The sequence below is a fragment of the Stenotrophomonas sp. 1278 genome (genome assembly GCF_029892765.1).
GTDB classification, from domain to species: domain Bacteria; phylum Pseudomonadota; class Gammaproteobacteria; order Xanthomonadales; family Xanthomonadaceae; genus Stenotrophomonas; species Stenotrophomonas indicatrix.
This window is the reverse complement of record NZ_JARXWD010000029.1, coordinates 28,849-47,300: the sequence shown is the minus strand read 5'-3', so window position 1 is coordinate 47,300 and position 18,452 is coordinate 28,849. Positions and strand designations below refer to the sequence as shown.

Genomic DNA, 18,452 nt, shown 5'->3' with positions numbered 1-18,452 from the left:
GCGGGTTGGGTTCGCGGGGGTGTCCGCGGCATGGATGCCGCGGCCAAGCCTCCAGGGACGGATTCACGGCGTCCCCCGCGAACCCAACCCGCCCCGCCAAACCCTCAGCCCTGCTGTTGCCGTTGCTTCGGCTTCAACGGCGGGTGCAGGGCCGCAGGCCCTGCAATGCAGAAAACCTTACTTCCCGCGCAGGCGGCTGTGCCTGAAGCCGTAGAAGAAGTAGATCACGAAGCCGACAAACGTCCACACGCCCATCAGCATCCAGTTGTGCAACGTCATCGCCGACAGCAGCGCCAGGCAGCTGATCACGCCCAGGCTGCAGACCAGCCATGCACCCGGAATGCGGAACGGGCGCGGCAGGTCCGGCTGTGTGCGGCGCAGGATCAGCACGCCGGCGCACACGGCCGCGAAGGCGATCAAGGTACCCATCGAGGTCAGTTCACCAAGGATGTCCAGCGGGAACAGCGCCGCCAGCAGGGCGATGCCGATGCCGGTGATGACGGTGTTGATATGTGGCGTGCGGTACTTCGGGTGGATCTTGGTGAACACCGGCGGCAACAGGCCGTCGCGCCCCATGATCATGAAGATGCGCGGCTGGCCGATGATCATTACCAGCACCACCGACGACAGGCCGATCAACGCACCGACTTCCACCACCACGCGCAACCAGCTCAGCTGCGGATGCGCGGCCACGGCGGTCACCACCGGCTCATCGGTGCCCAACAGCTGGTAGGGCACCAGGCCGGTCATGACCGCGGCCATCGCGATGTACAGCACCGTGCAGATCACCAGCGACAGCATCATGCCGATCGGCATGTCGCGCTGCGGTTTGTGTGATTCCTGCGCGGCCACCGATACCGCTTCGAAGCCGATGTAGGCGAAGAACACCATCGCCGCGCCGCGCAGCACGCCTTCCATGCCGTACTTGCCGGGGCCTTCGTTGGCCGGGATGAACGGGGTCCAGTTGCTGGTGTCCACGTACTTCCAGCCGACCACGATGACCAGCACGATCAGCCCGGTCTTGAGGATGACCATGGCCATGTTCATCGCCGAGGATTTGCTGATGCCGACGTAGCACAGCCAGGTCAACAGCAGCACCAGGATCGCGGCGGGAATGTTGGCGATGGCGCCGGTGGGCCGCAGCTGCGCGTCCAAGGGGGCGCTGACCAGCGCCGCCGGTAGATGGATGTCGAAATGGCTGAGCAGGCTGAGGAAATACCCGGTCCAGCTGACCGCCACGGCCGAGGCGGAGACGCCGTACTCGAGCACCAGCATCCAGCCGATGAACCAGGCCGAGAGCTCGCCGAAGGTGGCGTAGGTATAGGTGTAGGCGCTGCCGGAAACCGGCACCATCGCCGCGAACTCGGCATAGGCCAGGGCGCAGAAGGCGCAGCAGATCGCGGCCAGCACGAACGAGAGCATGATGGCCGGGCCGGCGTGGTTGGCGGCGGCCTGGCCGGTGATGACGAAGATGCCGCCGCCGATCACGGCGCCGATGCCGAGCGCGGTCAGGCCCCAGGGGCCGAGGTGGCGACGCAGGCTCAGGCCGTTGGCGTCTTCATGGGCGGCATGCGGATGCTTGGTGGCCCACAGTTGCTTGAACATGTGTGGTGGTCTTGTGCGATGCGCCCGGTGACCGGGCGCGGGCGGAAATGCTTGCGGATATCGACGGGCCGGCGCAGGGGCCGGCCCGTCGGGAGGATCAGGGCGACTTGGCCAGCTTGCTGTGGCGCATGCCGTAGCCGAAGTAGATCAGCAGGCCCAGCACGGTCCAGCCTACGAACAGGTGCCAATGCACCACGAACGCCTGCCAGAACAGGAACAGGCACGACAGCGCGCCCAGCGGGCAGATCACCCACACCAGCGGCACGCGGAACGGACGGTGCAGCTCCGGGCGGGTGTAGCGCAGGATCAGCACGCCGATGCAGACCGTGGCGAAGGCCAGCAGGGTGCCCATGGAAACCAGTTCGCCCAGCACGTTCAGCGGCACCAGGCCGGCCAGCGACGCGGCGATGACGCCGACCACGATCGTGGCCCAGTACGGCGTGCGGAAGCGCTTGTGGACCTTGCCAAACACTTTCGGCAGCAGGCCATCGCGCGAGATGGTGTAGGCGATGCGGGTCTGGCCCATCATCATCACCAGCACCACCGAGGACAGGCCGGCGATCGCGCCGATTTCCACCGCGGTCTTCAGCCAGGACAGGCTCGGGTAGGCTTCCAGCGCGGTGGCCACCGGCTTGTCGGTGCCCAGCAGGTGGTAGGGCAGCATGCCGGTCAGCACCGCGCAGACGATGATGTAGACGATGGTGCACACCGCCAGCGAGCCGAGCAGGCCGATCGGCATGTTGCGCTGCGGGTCCTTGGTTTCACCGGCGGCGGTGGAGACCGCATCGAAGCCGATGTAGGCGAAGAACACGATGGTGGCCGCCCGGAACACGCCGCTCCAGCCGAACTCGCCGGACACGCCGGTGTTTTCCGGGATGAACGGGTGCCAGTTGGCCGGGTCCACGTGGGCCGCGCCGATGCCCACGAACAGGCAGATCACGAAGACCTTGATGGCCACGATGATCGCGTTGACGAACGCGGACTGGGTCACGCCCACGTACAGCAGGCCGGTCACCGCCGCCACGATCAGCACCGCCGGCAGGTTGAACAGCTTGCCGGAGGCGGCGAACTCGTGCCCGTTCCAGGCGATCGGCGCCGCGCTCAGCGCGTCCGGGAACGGCATGTGCAGCGTGGTGGTGATGAAGCTGATCAGGTACGCCGACCAGCCCACCGCGACCGAGGCCGACGCGAACAGGTACTCCAGCACCAGGCACCAGCCGATGAACCAGGCCATGCCCTCGCCGAGCGTGGCGTAGGAGTAGGAGTAGGCGCTGCCGGAGACCGGCATCATCGCTGCGAACTCGGCGTAGCACAGGCCGGCCAGCGCGCAGGCGATGCCGGCGAACACGAACGACAGCATGACCGCCGGGCCGGCGTGGTTGGCCGCGGCCTGGCCGGTAAGCACGAAAATGCCTGCGCCGATCACCGCACCAATGCCAAGCATGATGAGGTGTTTCGCCGTGAGGGTCCGTTTCAACGTGGCTTCGCCATCCAGGCTGCCTTCGATGGGTTCGCCGGCATCGACGTGCCCGGCCGGTTCGACCGGCTTGACCCTCAACAGAGCTTTCAGCATGCAGTACTTCCTGATGATCGGATTGGGAGGGCCGCCAGTACATTGCCGGCGGCCTGGAATCGTGAAAGCCGTGCGAACGGCCCGCTGTACCTTAGCCAATGCTGAAGGCACCGCACAAGCGCAAACGCAACAATGAACGGCGATAATGGCTGGTATTTTTCCAGGCACCCCACATTCATGAGCGAAACCACCGAATCCCTTGCCGCACTTGACGATCGCTTGCGCGGCCTGCTGCATGACTATGCGCGCAAAGAACCCGCCCACGACGCCCTTGCTGCCGAATTCAGCACATTGATCGACGATGTGGAAGATGCATTCCGCCGCGAACGCCTGGCCGGCCACTTCACCGCCAGCTGCTGGCTGGTCAGCGCCGATGGCCAGCGGCTGCTGCTGACCCACCACCGCAAGCTGCAGCGCTGGCTGCAGCTGGGTGGCCACGCCGACGGCGACCGCGATCTGGCCCGGGTAGCGTTGAAGGAAGCCGAGGAGGAATCGGGCCTGACCGGCCTGGTGCTGGATGATCCGGCCATCTTCGATATCGACAAGCACTGGATTCCCGAGCGCAAGGATGTGCCGGGGCACTGGCACTACGACGTGCGTTTCGTGATCCGTGCGCTGGGCGGAGAGAATTTCGTGCTCAGCGAAGAGTCGCTGGAGCTGGCCTGGCGACCGGTGGCCGAGGTCGCCAGCGATCCCCAGTCGGACGAATCGATGCAGCGCATGGCGCGCCGTTGGCTGGCGCGCTGAAAGACGCATCCACGCCACGCGTGGATGACGCAATGCCGGACGCATTCCGCCGGGCCACGCCCGGCGACGTACATCTCAATACAGGATGCGGGTGCGCAAGGTGCCCGGAATCGCCGCCAGCTCGTCACGCACCGCGCTGGCCTGCTCCTCGCTGGCGGTGATGTCGATCACCACGTAACCCACCTTCGGGTCGGTGCGCAGGAACTGGCCATCGATGTTGACGTTGTGCCGCGAGAAGATCTCGTTGACCTTGGACAGCACGCCCGGCACGTTCTGGTGGATGTGCAGCAGGCGCAGGCTGTCGGCGTGCTCGGGCAGGGTCACTTCCGGGAAGTTGACCGCCGACAGGGTGCTGCCGTTGTCGCTGTAGCGCACCAGCTTGGCCGCCACTTCGATGCCGATGTTGTCCTGCGCTTCCAGCGTGCTGCCGCCGACGTGCGGGGTCAGGATCACGTTGTCGTGGCGGGTCAGCGGCGATTCGAAGATATCGCCGTTGCCCTTCGGCTCGACCGGGAACACATCCAGTGCAGCGCCACCGATGTGGCCGCTGGCCAGTGCTGCATCCAGCGCATCGATGTCGACCACGGTGCCGCGCGCGGCGTTGATCAGGTGCGCGCCGCGGCGCATCTTCGCCAGCTCGGTGCTGCCGATCATCCACTGCGTGGACGGCGTCTCCGGCACGTGCAGGGTCACGATGTCGGCACGCGCCAGCAGGTCGTCCAGGCTGGCCGCCGCACGGGTATTGCCCAGCGACAGCTTGGTTTCAACATCGTGGAAGATCACCTGCATGCCCAGCGATTCGGCCAGCACGCCGACCTGGGTGCCGATGTGCCCGTAGCCGATGATGCCCAGGACCTTGCCGCGCACCTCATGGCTGCCGCTGGCCGATTTCGACCAGCCGCCGCGATGGCATTCGGCGTTCTTCTGCGGGATGCCGCGGGTCAGCATGATCGCTTCGGCGATCACCAGTTCGGCCACGCTGCGGGTATTGGAGTAGGGCGCGTTGAATACCGGAATGCCGGCCAGCTCGGCCGCATCCAGGTCGACCTGGTTGGTGCCGATGCAGAAACAGCCGACCGCGATCAGGCGCTTGGCCTCGGCCAGCACCTCGGCACTGAGCTGGGTGCGCGAGCGGATGCCGACGATGTGGGCTTCGGCGATGCGCGCCTTCAGCTCGTCCTCGGGAAGCGCCTTGGTGTGCGCCTCGATCTGGCTGTAGCCGGCGGCGCTGAACACCTCCACGGCGGTCTGGCTGACCCCCTCCAGCAACAGCACGCGGATATCCTGCTTCGGGAACGAGGTCTTCTTCGGCGACATGGGGCGGCACGGCCAGTGGGACAGGGGCTGACCACTATGCCAGATCGCAACGCCCATGGTGCAGTGCGCAATTGGTTGCAACTGCAGCTATTGAAGGCTCTGCAGGGCTGGACGCTGGGCCCGGCCACTGGCACGCTTGCCCGTTCTTCACGCCCCGCGCTGGACCGTCATGACCGATTCCCGCATCGCCTCGTTGCAGCAGGCCTGTCCCGGCCTGAAGCTGAAGACCGACCCTGCCGACCTGGAGCATTACGGCCGCGACTGGACCCGGCGCTGGACACCGGCGCCGCTGGCGATCGCGTTGCCGGCCACGGTTGAAGAAGTGCAGGCGGTGATGCGCTGGACCTCGGCCGAGGGCGTGGCGGTGGTTCCCTCCGGCGGTCGCACCGGCCTTTCCGGCGGTGCGGTAGCGGCCAATGGCGAGCTGGTGCTGAGCCTGGAGCGGATGAACAAGGCGCTGGACTACGATGCGGTCGACCGCACCCTGGTGGTGCAGGCCGGCATGCCGCTGGAGGCGCTGCACAACGCGGCCCTTGAACATGGCCTCATCTATCCGGTGGACTTCGCGGCGCGCGGGTCGTGCTCGATCGGCGGCAACATCGCCACCAATGCCGGTGGCATCCGGGTGATCCGCTACGGCAATACCCGTGAATGGATCGCCGGACTGAAAGTAGTTACCGCCACGGGCGAACTGCTCGAGCTCAACAAGGGCCTGATCAAGAACTCCAGCGGCTACGATTTCCGCCAGCTGCTGATCGGATCGGAGGGCACGCTGGGCGTGATCGTCGAGGCCACGGTGAAACTCACCGACCCGCCGCCGGCCAGCAACGTGATGCTGCTGGCGCTGCCCAGCTTCGACGTGCTGATGCAGGTGTTCGCCGCCTTCCGTGCGCGGCTGCAGCTGCAGGCCTTTGAATTCTTCACCGACCGGGCGCTGGAACATGTTCTGGCCCATGGTGCGCAGGCACCGTTCGATGAGGTGCATCCGTATTACGTGGTGACCGAGTTTGCTGCCGGTGACGAGGCGCAGGAGGCGGCGGCGATGGCGGCCTTCGAGGACTGCATGGGCAACGGCTGGGTCAGCGACGGCGTGATCAGTGCCAGCGATGCCCAAGCGGCGCAGCTGTGGCGCCTGCGCGAGGGCATCACCGAGGCGCTGGCGCGCTACAAGCCCTACAAGAACGATGTCTCGGTGCGGATCTCGTCGATGCCGGCATTCCTGGCCGAGACCCAGGCGCTGATCGGCGAGGCCTACCCGCACTTCGACGTGGTCTGGTTCGGCCACATCGGCGACGGCAACCTGCACATCAACGTGCTCAAGCCGGACGGCACCAGCGACGCGGACTTCGTAAGCCAGTGCGAGCATGTCACCAAGCTGCTGGCGCAGGTGCTGGCGCGCTTCAATGGCAGCATTTCGGCCGAGCACGGCATCGGTCTGGTCAAGAAGGGCTACCTGGACAGCACGCGTGGACCGGCCGAGATCGCGCTGATGAAGGCGGTCAAGCGCGCGTTCGATCCCGAAGGGCGGCTGAATCCCGGCAAATTGTTCGACCTTTGACACGGGCAAAGTCTTCACCCAGCCGTTACGCTCCACCCACCCAATCGATGAACTCCCTGACCATGATCCGTCCGCTCCTGCTGCTTGCCCTGTTGTCCCTGCCGCTGGCCGGCGTCGCTTCGAGTTTTGCCGGCACCTCGGCCGGTTCGGCGACGGGCGCCTCTTCGGGTTCCTCGGGCAGCAGTTCGGGCGATGACAAGGTCGTGCTGGCTGCCCGCGATGATGCGGCTGCGTTTGTCGCCAGCGATGGCCAGATCCGTGGCGCGCGCCTGCAGGCGGCACTGGTGCACCTGCGTGAGCAGGATGCAGCTGCGCAGCAGCAGAGCGACCTGCAGCTGGCACGCGCCCTGCTGGCGCGTTGATCCAGCGCCCGGGTAGTGCCGGCCGCTGGCCGGCAACCTCATGACACCTGCGTGGAACGCTGCCGGCCATGGCCCAACGCGACGGAGGCGGATGGGCTGGCTCGCTGCGTTGGCGTGGCTGGTCATTCCAACAGCCCGTGCCGCCGACCGCCTGCAGCTGGACCCGGCCGGGCTGAGCCCGGCGCAGCAGCAGGTCGCAATGCAGACACTGGCTGATGTGCAGTCGTTGCTGCCCGACGGCCTGCTCCGAGCCCTGCCCGCGCAGGTGCAGGTCGGCTGGCGTGACGACCTGCCCGCCGACGTGCATGGCCGTGCCTTCGCCGGGGGCATCGCGCTGCGCCGCGACCTGCTGGACGACGATGTGGCCGGTGCCCGACGCGCACGGCGCAGTGCGCTGGTGCACGAATTGACCCATGTTGCCGACCGCACGGGGGCGCACTGGTCACGCAGCGCCCGTTGGCGTGACCTTGCAGGTTGGCAGCGCAAGCCCTGGCACCTGGGTCGCGGTGACAACGCCTTCCGCGACCGCAGTCCCGATGCCTACGAACTGACCGACCCGGCCGAGTACCTGGCGGTGAACGCCGAACACTTCGTGCTCGATGCAGAGTTCGCCTGCCGCCGTCCGGCCTTGGCGCAGTGGTACCAGGCGCATTTCGGTACGCCGCCCTCGCTGCCCGCGCCGCACTGTGCGGGCACCGTTCCGCTGCTGCAGGCCGATGTGGAAGAGGGCGCTGCATCGCTGCTCGCACTGGACCCGGCGCGGGTGTATGCCGTGGACTACCTGTTCGCCGAAGGCAGTGCGCAGCCGATGAGCCGCTGGGGCCACAGCATGCTGCGGCTGGTGATCTGCCGTCCCGGCCGCGCGCCGGGCCCGGACTGCAGGCTGGACCTGGAGCATCATCGGGTACTGTCCTTCCGCGCCTTCGTCGGCGATGTGCAGATCTCCAACTGGCGCGGGCTGACCGGTGGTTATCCTTCGCGCCTGTTCGTGCTGCCGCTGCAGCAGGTGGTGGACGAATACACCAAGGTCGAACTGCGCGGACTGGCCTCGCTGCCGCTGCAGCTGGACCGCAGCGAGATCGCCAGCCTGCTCGAGCGCACCGCCCAGGTGCACTGGAGCTATGACGGTCGCTATTACTTCGTCAGCAACAACTGCGCGGTGGAGACGGCGAAGCTGCTGCAGGCCGGTGTCCCGCGCCTGGGCGAAGCCGGCCTGGCACAGCTGAGCCCGCGCGGGCTGCGCCGCCGCCTGGCGCGGCTGCAGGCACTGGACGAGCAGGTGCTGGCCGATCCCGCGCAGGCCCAGGCGCAGGGCTATTACTTTGCTTCTGCGCGCGACCACTACCAGCAGTTGTTCGCGGTTGCCGCCGCGCAGATGGCGTTGCCGGCGCGCGATGTGCGCGCATGGCTGGCGCTGCCGGCGCAACGGCGCGCACCGTGGCTGTTGCGCGGTGATGTACGTGCCAGTGCCGGCCTGCTGCTGTTGGAACAGGCGGCGCAGCGGCGCGCGGAGCTGCGCGCGCGCGATGCACTGAAGCGACGGTTGATGGCCAACCCGGGCAGCAGCGCTACCCGCTCGCTGCGCGCGTTGCTGGAACAGAGCGGGCAGTGGTTGCGGCCGGGCCAGTTGCTGGCCGACGCTGGCTACGGCCTGCCGCAGGCGGACGAACAGGCGGAGGTGGCACGGGCAGCGGCCGCTGCCAGCGTACAGGCGGTACCTGCCTGGCAGGCACTGCGCGTGCAGCTGCGCGCGCAGTTGCCGGAATCTCAGCGACGTGAGTTGGATGAGATCGACCGCAATCTCGCTGCGCTGGGTGCGCGCGTGCGTGAGCAGGCGGCCGCAGTGCCGCCTACTGGCGCGGCAGCTCGATGATGAAACGACTGCCGCCGCTGGTGCCCGGGGTGCAGTAGACCTGGCCGCCGTGCGCATCGGCGATGGCCTTGACCACCGCCAGGCCGAGGCCACTGCCACCGCCCAGGCGCGATCGTGAGCCGTCGCCGCGCATGAATGGATTGAAGATGTCCGCATGCAGGGCCGGGTCGATGCCCGGGCCTTCGTCTTCAATCGCCACCTGCACATGGGCCACGGTGTCATGCACGGCGATGCGTACCTTGCCCGGGTTGGCATAGCGGCGCGCGTTTTCCAGCAAGGCCAGCAGCGCCTGCCGCAACCGCGTCGGGTCGCAATGGGCGGGGTGCTCCTCGCGGCTGGTTTCCAGCTCCAGCACGAAGCCGGCGCTGCGGAACGCGGGATCCACCAGGGTCATCACCGAATGCACCTCGGCCACCACATCGGTACGGGCGCGGCGCACGTCGAGGCGGGCGTTGTCGGCCAGGCTCAACACCCGCAGGTCCTCGATCAGCCGTGACAGGCCCTCGACCTGCGCGAGCAGGCTGCGAAACTGCGACTCATCGGGCTGGAACACGCCTTCGGCCAGGCCCTGCAGGCGGCCGCGCAGGATCGTCACCGGCGTGCGCAGTTCGTGGGCGATGGCCGCGTGCCACATCACCCGTTCGCTTTCCATATGCTGCAGGCGGCGTGCCATTGCGTTGAAATCGTCCACCAGCGCTGCGACCTCGCCGGGCGAGTTGGCCTCGGCCGTGGCGCGCGCCCCGAGATCGCCGCCAGCCAGCGCACGCACGCTGTCCACCAGTGAATTGAGCGGCGACAGGATTCGGTGGGCCAGTCGGAACGAGGCAGCGATCGCCAGCGCCAGACCGGTCAGGATCACCCCGACCATCCAGGCCAGCTCCGGTCCGCTTGGCAGCCAACCTTCCGGCTCTTCGGCGCTGGCCGGGAAGAACTCGATCAGTACGGCGTACAGCAGCCACGACGAGAGGATCACCATCACGATGACGCCGACGACCATCAGCGACATCGACACGATGATGTGCCGGCTGAGCCCGGAGCGACGCATCAGCGGTCGGCCATCAATCGGTAGCCGACACCGCGCACGCTGGCCGGAATCTGGGTGAGACCCACTTCGTCCAGCTTGCGCCGCAGCTTGCTGACATGGCTGTCCACGGTGCGCTCCAGTGCTTCGCTTTCCGGCAGGCATTCGTGCATCAGTTCGCTGCGGCTGAAGATCCGTGACGGGGCCAATGCCATGCAATGCAGCAGCTTGAACTCGGTCAGGGTCAGCAGCAGTTCGTGGCTGTAGCCGTCGCCTTCCACATGCACGGCGTGGGTGGCGGTGTCGATCAGCAGCGGGCCCACGCGCAGGGCGCTGGGGGCATCCGCCCGCGGACTGCGCAGCGTACGCCGCAGTACTGCACGCACGCGCGCCGCCACTTCTGCCGGGTTGAACGGCTTGACCACATAGTCATCGGCACCCATCCGCAATGCGGTCAGCTTGTCCAGATCCTGGTCCAGCGCGGTCAGCATGATCACCGGCGTTTCACCGCGCTGGCGCAGCTGGGTCAGCACGCTCCAGCCATCCAGTCGCGGCAGCTGCACGTCCAGCAGCACAAGGTCCGGGCGCATGCTGCGATGCAGGTCCAGGGCGATCTGGCCATCGGCCGCACGCAGGGTGCGCAGGCCCTCGCGTTCAAGGTAGGCAGCAAGGATGTCGGCGATCTCGGCTTCGTCCTCGACGATCAGGACCAGCGCCGCGAGGGCAGGGGAGGCATGCATGGCAAGGCGAGGCCGGAAGGTGCTTGTCCTCCATCGTATCTCCACAGTTCCTCCATCGAAACCCCATCATCGCCACGCACACTGCGCGCTTCATGATTCCTCAGCCGCGTCTGCGGCACTGTGCACAGCAATGAGAACCTTCAGGACTCCGGTCGCGCTGGTCGCGGCCTTCGCCTTGGCCATGACGGCCTGCTCCCGCCCCGAACCCACCGTCGAAGCCGTGCCGCGTGTCAGCGTGGTCACCGTTGGCCCGCAGGTGGTGCAGCGCGATGATGAACTACCCGGTCGGGTGGCGGCGGTGCGCACCGCGCAGATCCGTGCGCAGGTCGGCGGCATCGTGCAGCGCCGGATGTTCGAGCAGGGCGCGGAGGTGCATGCCGGAGAGCCTCTGTTCCAGATCGACCCGGCGGCGTTCCGCGCCGACGTCGATTCGGCGCTGGCTGCCCTGCAGCGCAGCGAGGCGGCACTGGGTCGCAGCCGGGTGCAGTCACAGCGGCTGCAGGCATTGGCGGCCGCACAGGCGGTCAGCCAGCAGCACCGCGACGATGCCAGTGCCGAGCATGAGCAGGCCCGGGCAGCGGTCAACGAGGCGCGCGCGATCCTTGCGCGACGCCAGCTCGACCTGCGCTACGCCACGGTCAGTGCACCGATCGATGGCCGCATCGATCAGGCACTGGTGACCGAAGGCGCGCTGGTCGGCGTCGCCGATGCCGATCCGATGGCGGTGGTGCAGCAGATCGACCAGGTCTACGTGGACGTGCGCCAGCCTGCTTCGCAGCTGCAGTCCCTGCAGCGCAGCGCGGTGGACGGCGAGTTGCCGGTGACGATCATCGGCGCGGCGGGTACGCCGCTGCCCGAGCGCGGCCGGCTGCTGTTCTCCGGTGTCAATGTCGATGCTCGCACCGGCGATGTGATCCTGCGCATCCTGGTCGACAACCCGGAGCGGCAGTTGTTGCCGGGCATGTACGTGCGTGCGCGGGTGCCGCGTGGTGCGCCGGCCAGCGCGTTGCTGCTGCCGCAGCAGGCAGTGCTGCGCAGCGCCGGTGGCCAGGCCTATGCCTGGGTCATCGCCGCCGATGGCAAGGCGGTGATCCGCACGCTGGAGGTGGACGGCAGCGTCAACCGGCAATGGCTGGTGCGGCACGGCCTGAAGGCCGGCGAGAAGGTGGTGGTGGAAGGCCAGGAGCGCCTGCAGGAAGGCGTGCTGGTCGATCCGCGCAACTGGCAGGTGCCGGTCGCCAGTGCCAGCGCACCGCCGACATCCGAACGCCAGGGCTGAGCCCTTCCAGGAACCCACGACATGGCCCGTTTCTTCATCGATCGCCCGGTATTTGCCTGGGTGCTGGCGATCTTCGTCATCCTGGCCGGCGTGCTGGCCATTCCGCGGCTGGCGGTCGAGCGCTACCCGGCGGTCGCACCGCCCAGCGTCAGCATCTATGCCAGCTATCCCGGCGCCAGCCCGCAGACATTGAATGATGCGGTGGTCGGCCTGATCGAGCGCGAGCTGTCCAGCGTCAAACACCTGCTGTACTTCGAATCGTCGGTGGACACCTCCGGTGAAGCGTCGATCACCGCCACCTTCAAGCCCGGCACCGACCCTGAGCTGGCGCAGGTGGACGTGCAGAACCGGATCAAGGCGATCGAGCCGCGCCTGCCGCGCAGCGTGCGCCAGAACGGCCTGTTCGTGGAGGCGGCCGACTCGGGGTTCCTGATGCTGGTGGGCCTGCGCTCACCCGATGGCAGTGTCAGCGAAGCGGCGCTGGGCGATTTCATGGCGCGCAACATCATCGAGGAGCTGCGGCGCATTGACGGCGTCGGCCGCGTGCAGCTGTTCGGTGCCGAACAGGCGATGCGGATCTGGCTGGACCCGACCCGCCTGACCGGCTACGGCCTGACCATGGGCGATGTCGCCAGCGCGATCGAGCAGCAGAACCTTGAAATCTCGCCGGGCCGCATCGGCGATTCGCCCGGCGTTCCTGGCCAGCGCATCACCGTGCCCTTGAGTGCCGAAGGCCAGCTGTCCACGCCCGAACAGTTCGCGGCGATCGTGCTGCGCGCCGGTGCCGATGGTTCGCGCGTGCTGCTTGGCGACGTTGCCCGGGTCGAACTGGGCGCGCAGAGCTATGCCTGGGGTACGCGCGAAGATGGCTATCCGGCGACGGCCGCCGGCGTGCAGCTGCGCCCCGGTGCGAATGCGGTGCGTACCGCCACGGCGGTGCGCGAACGCATGGCCGACCTGCAGCCGCTGCTGCCGCAGGGTGTCGAATCCAGCATTCCGTTCGATACCGCGCCCTTCGTGAAAGTATCGATCCAGAAGGTGCTGCAGACCCTGATCGAGGCGATGCTGCTGGTGTTTGCAGTGATGTACCTGTTCCTGCAGAACTGGCGCTATACGCTGATCCCCGCCCTGGTCGCGCCGATCGCGCTGCTGGGCACCTTCGCGGTGATGCTGGCGCTGGGTTTCTCGATCAACGTATTGACCATGTTCGGCATGGTGCTGGCGATCGGCATCATTGTTGACGACGCGATCGTGGTGGTCGAGGGCGTGGAGCGGATCATGGCCGAAGAGGGGCTGCCGCCGCGCGAGGCCACGATCAAGGCGATGCGTGAGCTGACCGGTGCGGTGATCGGCATCACCCTGGTGCTGACGGCGGTGTTCATCCCGATGGCGCTGGCCAGTGGTTCGGTTGGTGCGATCTACCGCCAGTTCAGCGTGGCGATGTCGGTGTCCATCCTATTCTCGGCACTGCTGGCGCTGAGCCTGACCCCGGCGCTCTGCGCGACGCTGCTGCGGCAGGGCACACGTGGTCACCATGGCCGCGGCGGCGTCTTCGGTGCTTTCAACTGCGGCTTCGAGCGCATGACCGGGCGTTACCAGCAGGGCGTGGCGGCCGTACTGCGGCGCAGTGGCCGGGTGATGGGCCTGTTCGCTGCCTTGCTGGTGGCACTGCTGATCGGCCTGCATTGGTTGCCGGGTGCGTTCCTGCCGGAAGAGGACCAGGGCTATTTCATGACTTCCATCCAGCTGCCGGCCGAATCAACCGCCGAGCGTACGCTGGCGGTGGTCGAAGCCTACGAACAGCATGTCGCCTCGCGGCCGGCGATCGCGTCCAACCAGGCCATCCTCGGCTACAGCTTTTCCGGTTCCGGCCCAAGTGCGGCGCTGACCTACACCATGTTGAAGGACTGGGGTGAACGCGGCGGCAGCACCGCATCGGACGAGGTGAAGGCGGCGCAGCAGGCCATGGCAACGGTCCCGGAAGGCGAGGTGATGAGCGTGATGCCGCCGGCCATCGACAGCCTTGGCCGTTCCTCCGGCTTCTCGCTGGCGCTGCAGGCGCGTACCGGACAGGGCCAGGCCGAGCTGCGCGCTGCCCTGCAGCAGCTGTTGAAGCTGGCAGAGGCAAGTCCGTTGCTGGCCGAAGTGAATGCCGATGGCCTGCCGGCGGGCAGCAATGTCCGGCTGGACATCGATCGCGCCAAGGCCGAAGTGATGGGCGTGGCGTTCACCGACATCAGTGCCACGTTGTCGGCGGCAATGGGCTCGCAGTATGTCAACGATTTTCCCAATCGTGGGCGCATGCAGCAGGTGATCATGCAGGCCGATGCGCCGTACCGGATGGAGCTGGAGGACGTGCTGAAGCTGTATGTCCGCAACAGCGAAGGCGGCATGGTGGCGCTGTCCGAACTGGTCACCCCGCACTGGACCGAGGCGCCGCTGCAGCTGCAACGTTACCTGGGGTTCCCGGCATTGAATCTGTCCGGCGCACCTGCCGGCGGGGTGTCCACCGGCCAGGCGATGGTCGAGATGGAGCGCCTTGCCCAGCAGCTGCCAGCGGGTTTTGCCCTGCAGTGGACCAGCCAGTCGCTGCAGGAACGCGAGTCGGGTGCCCAGGCGCCGTGGTTGCTGCTGCTGTCGATGCTGGTGGTGTTCCTGGTGCTGGCGGCGTTGTACGAGAGCTGGTCGATCCCGCTGGCGGTGATGCTGGTGGTGCCGTTGGGCCTGCTCGGCGCTGTTGCTGCGGTGTTGCTGCGCGGGATGCCCAATGACGTGTTCTTCAAGGTCGGCATGATCACGGTGATCGGACTCTCGGCGAAGAACGCGATCCTGATCGTCGAGTTCGCCCGCCAACTGCAGCAGCAGGGACGCGGTCTGGTCGAGGCGACCATCGAAGCAGCACGCCTGCGGTTGCGACCGATCGTGATGACCTCGCTGGCGTTCGCGCTGGGCGTGGTGCCGCTGATGCTGGCGCAGGGGGCTTCAAAGGAAACGCAACAGGCCATCGGTACCGGTGTGTTCGGCGGCATGGTCAGTGCGACCGTGTTGGCCGTGTTCTTCGTGCCGGTGTTCTATGTGGTGGTGCAGGGGGCGCAGCAGTGGCTTGCGCAGCGCCTGCGCCGACGCCGGCCGACGCCGGGAGGGAGCGTGGATGGAAAGCAGGTGGATGGAAAGCAGGAACCCTGAGGGCCTGTACGAGGCGCAGCTGCGCGTGTTGGAGCAGCAGCTGCGGGATGCGCTGCTGGACGGCGACCATGGGGCAGCCACTGCGCTGCTGTCACCGGTGTTGTTCATGATGGATGGGCAGGGCGGGCGGGTGCTCGAGCTGCCCTGGTTGAGGGACTGGCAGCAAGGGCGCCTGCAGATTCTTGCGCTGCAGGTGCATGCAGTTGAAACGCTGCTGTGTGGACGCCTGGCGTTGTTGTCCGGCGATGTTCAGCTGCATGTGCATTGGCGGGGACGCGAACACATGCAGCGCTTGCGCCTGTTGCGCGTCTGGACAAGCGCTTCCAGTGCCAGCGGCGCGCAGCTGCTGTCGATGGCGGTGCTGGCAGGCTGAACAGGGTCGTGCGGCTTTCAGGCCCCGTTTGCGTGCAGATGGTAGGGTCCAGGGTCTCTGTAGTTTCGACAAGGAGTCGAGCCATGCGTGTAATTTCCAGTCTGTTGGCTGCCTCCCTCGGCCTCGCGCTGAGCGCCTGCCAGCCGGCCCAGACGCCGGCCGCCAGTAATGCAGGCGATGCGGCCGCAACGCCGGCACCGGCACCGGTGGCCGCCGACGCTGACGGCGGCGTCAATGGCGCCGGCAACGAAACCCTCTATCGCTGCGGCGACCTTGATGTGCGCGCGACCTTCAACGGAGAGGACGCAGCGACGGTTGTGATTGGCGGGCGCAGTTTCGCGATGTCCTCCGAACGTGCGGCCTCCGGTGCGAAGTATGGCGACGGCAAGGGCAACAGCTTCTGGACCCGCGGCAGTGACGACGCGCTGCTCAGCCTGAAGGGCGAGGCGGACCGTGAATGCAGCGCGGTGGAAGCGACCGAGGGCGATGGCAGTGCCGGCAACGCGGCGTTCCGTGCCACCGGCAACGAGCCGGGCTGGCTGGCCGTCGTCGACGGCGATACGCCGGGCCTGCAGGTGGATGTGGATTACGGCGAGCGCCGCTTCACCGTCGCCAAACCGACCGAGGGTGCCGATGGCTGGGTTGGCAAGGCGGCGGATGGCACCGACATCAAGCTGAGCTTCCAGCGCACCACCTGCCAGGACGGCATGAGTGGCGAGACATTCGAGGCCAAGGCGATGCTGGCCGTGGGCACGCGCCAGTACCACGGTTGTGGCAACTTCGGCGGCAAATAAGAAAAGGGGGCGGAGGGGATTACCTTGTTTGTGCCATGAACGATGTAATCCCCTCCGTCCCCTTTTTTTCCGTCAGCCCTCGCAGGGCTTCAGATCCAGATCGGGGGACAGGTCGTAGCGCAGGTTCACGCCGATCAACGCCTGCCGGATCGCGCAGTCATCGCGATGGCGGGCCACCAGGTCGGCAAAGATCTTCTCTCGATCGTCGCAGAACCTGGCGATGGCGGCCTCCAACTCGCGACGACGGGCGTCGTCGTAGGGTTCTTCGCCGGCAAAATGCTGGCAGCTGTTCTCCCGTTCGATGAAGGCCTGCACATCGGCGGGCATGTCGCAGTAGATGCGGATGTCCTGCACGAAAGCGACGTCGTTGGGGACGCTGCAACCGGCCGCAGCCCGCGCCTGTTGCTCCTCCTCGGGGCTACCTGCCAGCGTCGCCGCAGCATCTGCTTCATCTGCAGCCGGTGCAACCGCAGCGGCAGCGGTGTCCGCTGCGGGGGGCTGCGTCACCGCGTCCGCGGCGACGTCACCGGTGCTGTCCGCTGCCCGCGGCGAGCACGCCACGAGCAGGGACAGGCAGGCGATCAGCGCAGCGCGATTAATCGGCACGGCCGGCAAATTCGCCGGTGGCGGTGTTCACCAGCACACGCTCGCCGTTGACGATGTACTCCGGCACCATGATCTCGATGCCGGTGTTGAGCTTGGCCGGCTTCGGGCGCTTGGTGGCGGTGCCGCCCTTCAGTTCCGGCGGCGTCTCGATCACTTCCAGCACCACCGAGGCCGGCAGCTGGATGGCCACCGGCTGCTCGTCGATCACCTGCACGTAGATGCCGGTCAGGCCGTCGGTGATGTAGCCGGCGTCATCGCCGATCACGTCCGCGTCCAGGGTGTAGGGGGTGTAGTCCTCGTCGTCCAGGAACACGAACGCATCGCCGTCCTTGTACGAGTAGGTGGACTGGCGGCGCAGCAGTTCGACTTCGACCAGGTTGTCGTCGGCATCGAAGCTGGCGTCGAGCTTGTTGCCGCCCGGCACGCTGTACATGATGAAGCGGAAGCGGACGTTGCCGCCGCGACCCTGCGGCGAGCTGCGCTCGATGTCGCGGATCTGGTAGACGCCGTTGTTGAACTCGACGACGTTGCCCTTCTTGATGTCGTTGGCTTTCATGATGATGTTGGTCGTTGGGGGAGGGCGCCGTCCCGGCGCCCGGGGGGAATCACTTCGGAGCGAGCCGGGTGGCGCCGTCCAGGCGGATGGTCTCGCCGTTGATGTAGGTGTTGCCGAGGATGTGGCCGACCAGGCTGGCGAAGTCTTCCGGCTTGCCCAGGCGCGACGGGAACGGGATCGAGGCGGCCAGCGATTCCTGCACGGCTTCGGGCATGCCATCAACCATCGGCGTCCAGAACACGCCCGGCGCGATGGTGTTGACGCGGATGCCGAAGCGCGACAGCTCGCGGGCCATCGGCAGGGTCATCGCCACCACGCCGCCCTTGGAGGCGGAGTAGGCGGCCTGGCCGATCTGGCCTTCGTAGGCGGCAACGCTGGCGGTGTTGATGATGACGCCGCGCTCGCCGTCCACGCCGGCCTCGTTGTGCTGCATGCGGTTGGCTGCGGCCTTGGCGACATTGAAGCTGCCGACCAGGTTGACCATCACCGTGCCCTGGAACCCGGCCAGCGGCATCGGGCCTTCCTTGCCCAGCACGCGGCCAGCGCCGAGGATGCCGGCGCAGTTCATGGCGACATTCAGGCCGCCGAGGAAATCGCAGGCCTGGTCGATGGCCGCCGACACGGTCGCTTCATCACTGACGTTGACGTTGAAATAGCGGGCGTTGTCCTGCCCCAAGCCGGCAACAGCGGCCGCGCCCTTGGCGTCGTTGAGGTCGAACAGGGCGACCTTGCCGCCCTCGGCAACCAGGTGCTGGGCCACGGCCAGGCCGAGGCCGGAGACGCCGCCAGTGATCACGGCACGTACGGAAGACAGCTGCATTGCACGGTCCTGCAGGTTCAAGAACCGCCGATTCTAACGGAA

At 67.1% G+C, this 18,452-nt stretch carries 16 protein-coding genes; 8 read left to right on the top strand and 8 right to left on the bottom strand.

The window, feature by feature from the left end:
- Positions 1–177 precede the first annotated feature (177 nt).
- Both M2299_RS18270 and M2299_RS18265 read right to left on the bottom strand, forming a co-directional pair.
- Positions 178–1,605, bottom strand: coding sequence for an amino acid permease (locus M2299_RS18270; protein ID WP_280884796.1), 1,428 nt, complete (start codon positions 1,603–1,605; stop codon positions 178–180).
- A 97-nt stretch (positions 1,606–1,702) separates the two neighbouring features.
- Entirely contained in the window at positions 1,703–3,178 is a 1,476-nt protein-coding gene (locus tag M2299_RS18265) for an amino acid permease (RefSeq protein WP_025874781.1), read from the bottom strand.
- Positions 3,179–3,310: 132 nt separating this feature from the next.
- Between M2299_RS18265 and M2299_RS18260 the strand changes: the two genes are divergently transcribed.
- Entirely contained in the window at positions 3,311–3,925 is a 615-nt protein-coding gene (locus M2299_RS18260) for an NUDIX hydrolase (RefSeq protein WP_280884795.1), read from the top strand.
- A gap of 75 nt (positions 3,926–4,000) precedes the next feature.
- Here M2299_RS18260 and serA read toward each other — a convergent pair whose 3' ends face one another.
- On the bottom strand, positions 4,001–5,242 hold the full coding sequence (serA, locus tag M2299_RS18255; protein WP_032975510.1) for a phosphoglycerate dehydrogenase: 1,242 nt from the start codon (positions 5,240–5,242) through the stop codon (positions 4,001–4,003).
- 169 nt (positions 5,243–5,411) lie between these two features.
- Here serA and M2299_RS18250 point away from each other — a divergent pair, with 169 nt between their 5' ends.
- The 3 genes from M2299_RS18250 to M2299_RS18240 all read left to right on the top strand — a co-directional run bounded on the left by M2299_RS18250 (position 5,412) and on the right by M2299_RS18240 (position 9,035).
- Entirely contained in the window at positions 5,412–6,800 is a 1,389-nt protein-coding gene (locus M2299_RS18250) for an FAD-binding oxidoreductase (protein WP_099783848.1), read from the top strand.
- A 62-nt stretch (positions 6,801–6,862) separates the two neighbouring features.
- On the top strand, positions 6,863–7,162 hold the full coding sequence (locus M2299_RS18245; protein ID WP_223485431.1) for a DUF2388 domain-containing protein: 300 nt from the start codon (positions 6,863–6,865) through the stop codon (positions 7,160–7,162).
- Between the two features lie 40 nt (positions 7,163–7,202).
- Positions 7,203–9,035, top strand: a complete 1,833-nt coding sequence (locus tag M2299_RS18240; protein ID WP_280884794.1) for a DUF4105 domain-containing protein — start codon at positions 7,203–7,205, stop codon at positions 9,033–9,035.
- Here the strand turns inward: M2299_RS18240 and M2299_RS18235 are convergent.
- Together M2299_RS18235 and M2299_RS18230 are read right to left on the bottom strand one after the other, a co-directional pair.
- Positions 9,013–10,080, bottom strand: coding sequence for an ATP-binding protein (locus M2299_RS18235; RefSeq protein WP_025874770.1), 1,068 nt, complete (start codon positions 10,078–10,080; stop codon positions 9,013–9,015). The genes M2299_RS18240 and M2299_RS18235 overlap by 23 nt on opposite strands.
- Positions 10,080–10,796 carry a response regulator gene (locus tag M2299_RS18230; protein WP_059064093.1) on the bottom strand — a complete coding sequence of 239 codons (717 nt, stop codon included), beginning with the start codon at positions 10,794–10,796 and terminating at the stop codon, positions 10,080–10,082. Before M2299_RS18230 ends, M2299_RS18235 begins: the two co-directional genes overlap by 1 nt.
- A gap of 130 nt (positions 10,797–10,926) precedes the next feature.
- On the opposite strand from M2299_RS18230, the gene M2299_RS18225 reads away from it, so the two are divergent.
- From M2299_RS18225 to M2299_RS18210, 4 genes are all read left to right on the top strand, one after another.
- Positions 10,927–12,075: an efflux RND transporter periplasmic adaptor subunit gene (locus M2299_RS18225; RefSeq protein ID WP_099842393.1), complete on the top strand. Its 1,149-nt coding sequence runs from the start codon at positions 10,927–10,929 to the stop codon at positions 12,073–12,075.
- Positions 12,076–12,096: 21 nt separating this feature from the next.
- Entirely contained in the window at positions 12,097–15,261 is a 3,165-nt protein-coding gene (locus M2299_RS18220) for a multidrug efflux RND transporter permease subunit (RefSeq protein WP_280884793.1), read from the top strand.
- Positions 15,242–15,634, top strand: a complete 393-nt coding sequence (locus M2299_RS18215; RefSeq protein WP_080148853.1) for a nuclear transport factor 2 family protein — start codon at positions 15,242–15,244, stop codon at positions 15,632–15,634. The genes M2299_RS18220 and M2299_RS18215 overlap by 20 nt, the downstream gene beginning before the upstream one ends.
- 83 nt (positions 15,635–15,717) lie before the next feature.
- Positions 15,718–16,428 carry an MliC family protein gene (locus tag M2299_RS18210; protein ID WP_280884792.1) on the top strand — a complete coding sequence of 237 codons (711 nt, stop codon included), beginning with the start codon at positions 15,718–15,720 and terminating at the stop codon, positions 16,426–16,428.
- A gap of 72 nt (positions 16,429–16,500) precedes the next feature.
- Here the strand turns inward: M2299_RS18210 and M2299_RS18205 are convergent, their stop codons facing one another.
- From M2299_RS18205 to M2299_RS18195, 3 genes are read right to left on the bottom strand one after another with little or no spacing between them, the layout of a single operon-like run.
- Positions 16,501–17,034 carry a hypothetical protein gene (locus M2299_RS18205; protein ID WP_280884797.1) on the bottom strand — a complete coding sequence of 178 codons (534 nt, stop codon included), beginning with the start codon at positions 17,032–17,034 and terminating at the stop codon, positions 16,501–16,503.
- Positions 17,024–17,590, bottom strand: coding sequence for an elongation factor P-like protein YeiP (gene yeiP, locus M2299_RS18200; RefSeq protein ID WP_006363947.1), 567 nt, complete (start codon positions 17,588–17,590; stop codon positions 17,024–17,026). Before yeiP ends, M2299_RS18205 begins: the two co-directional genes overlap by 11 nt.
- Before the next feature lie 49 nt (positions 17,591–17,639).
- Positions 17,640–18,410, bottom strand: a complete 771-nt coding sequence (locus M2299_RS18195; RefSeq protein ID WP_099783858.1) for an SDR family NAD(P)-dependent oxidoreductase — start codon at positions 18,408–18,410, stop codon at positions 17,640–17,642.
- Positions 18,411–18,452 lie beyond the last annotated feature (42 nt).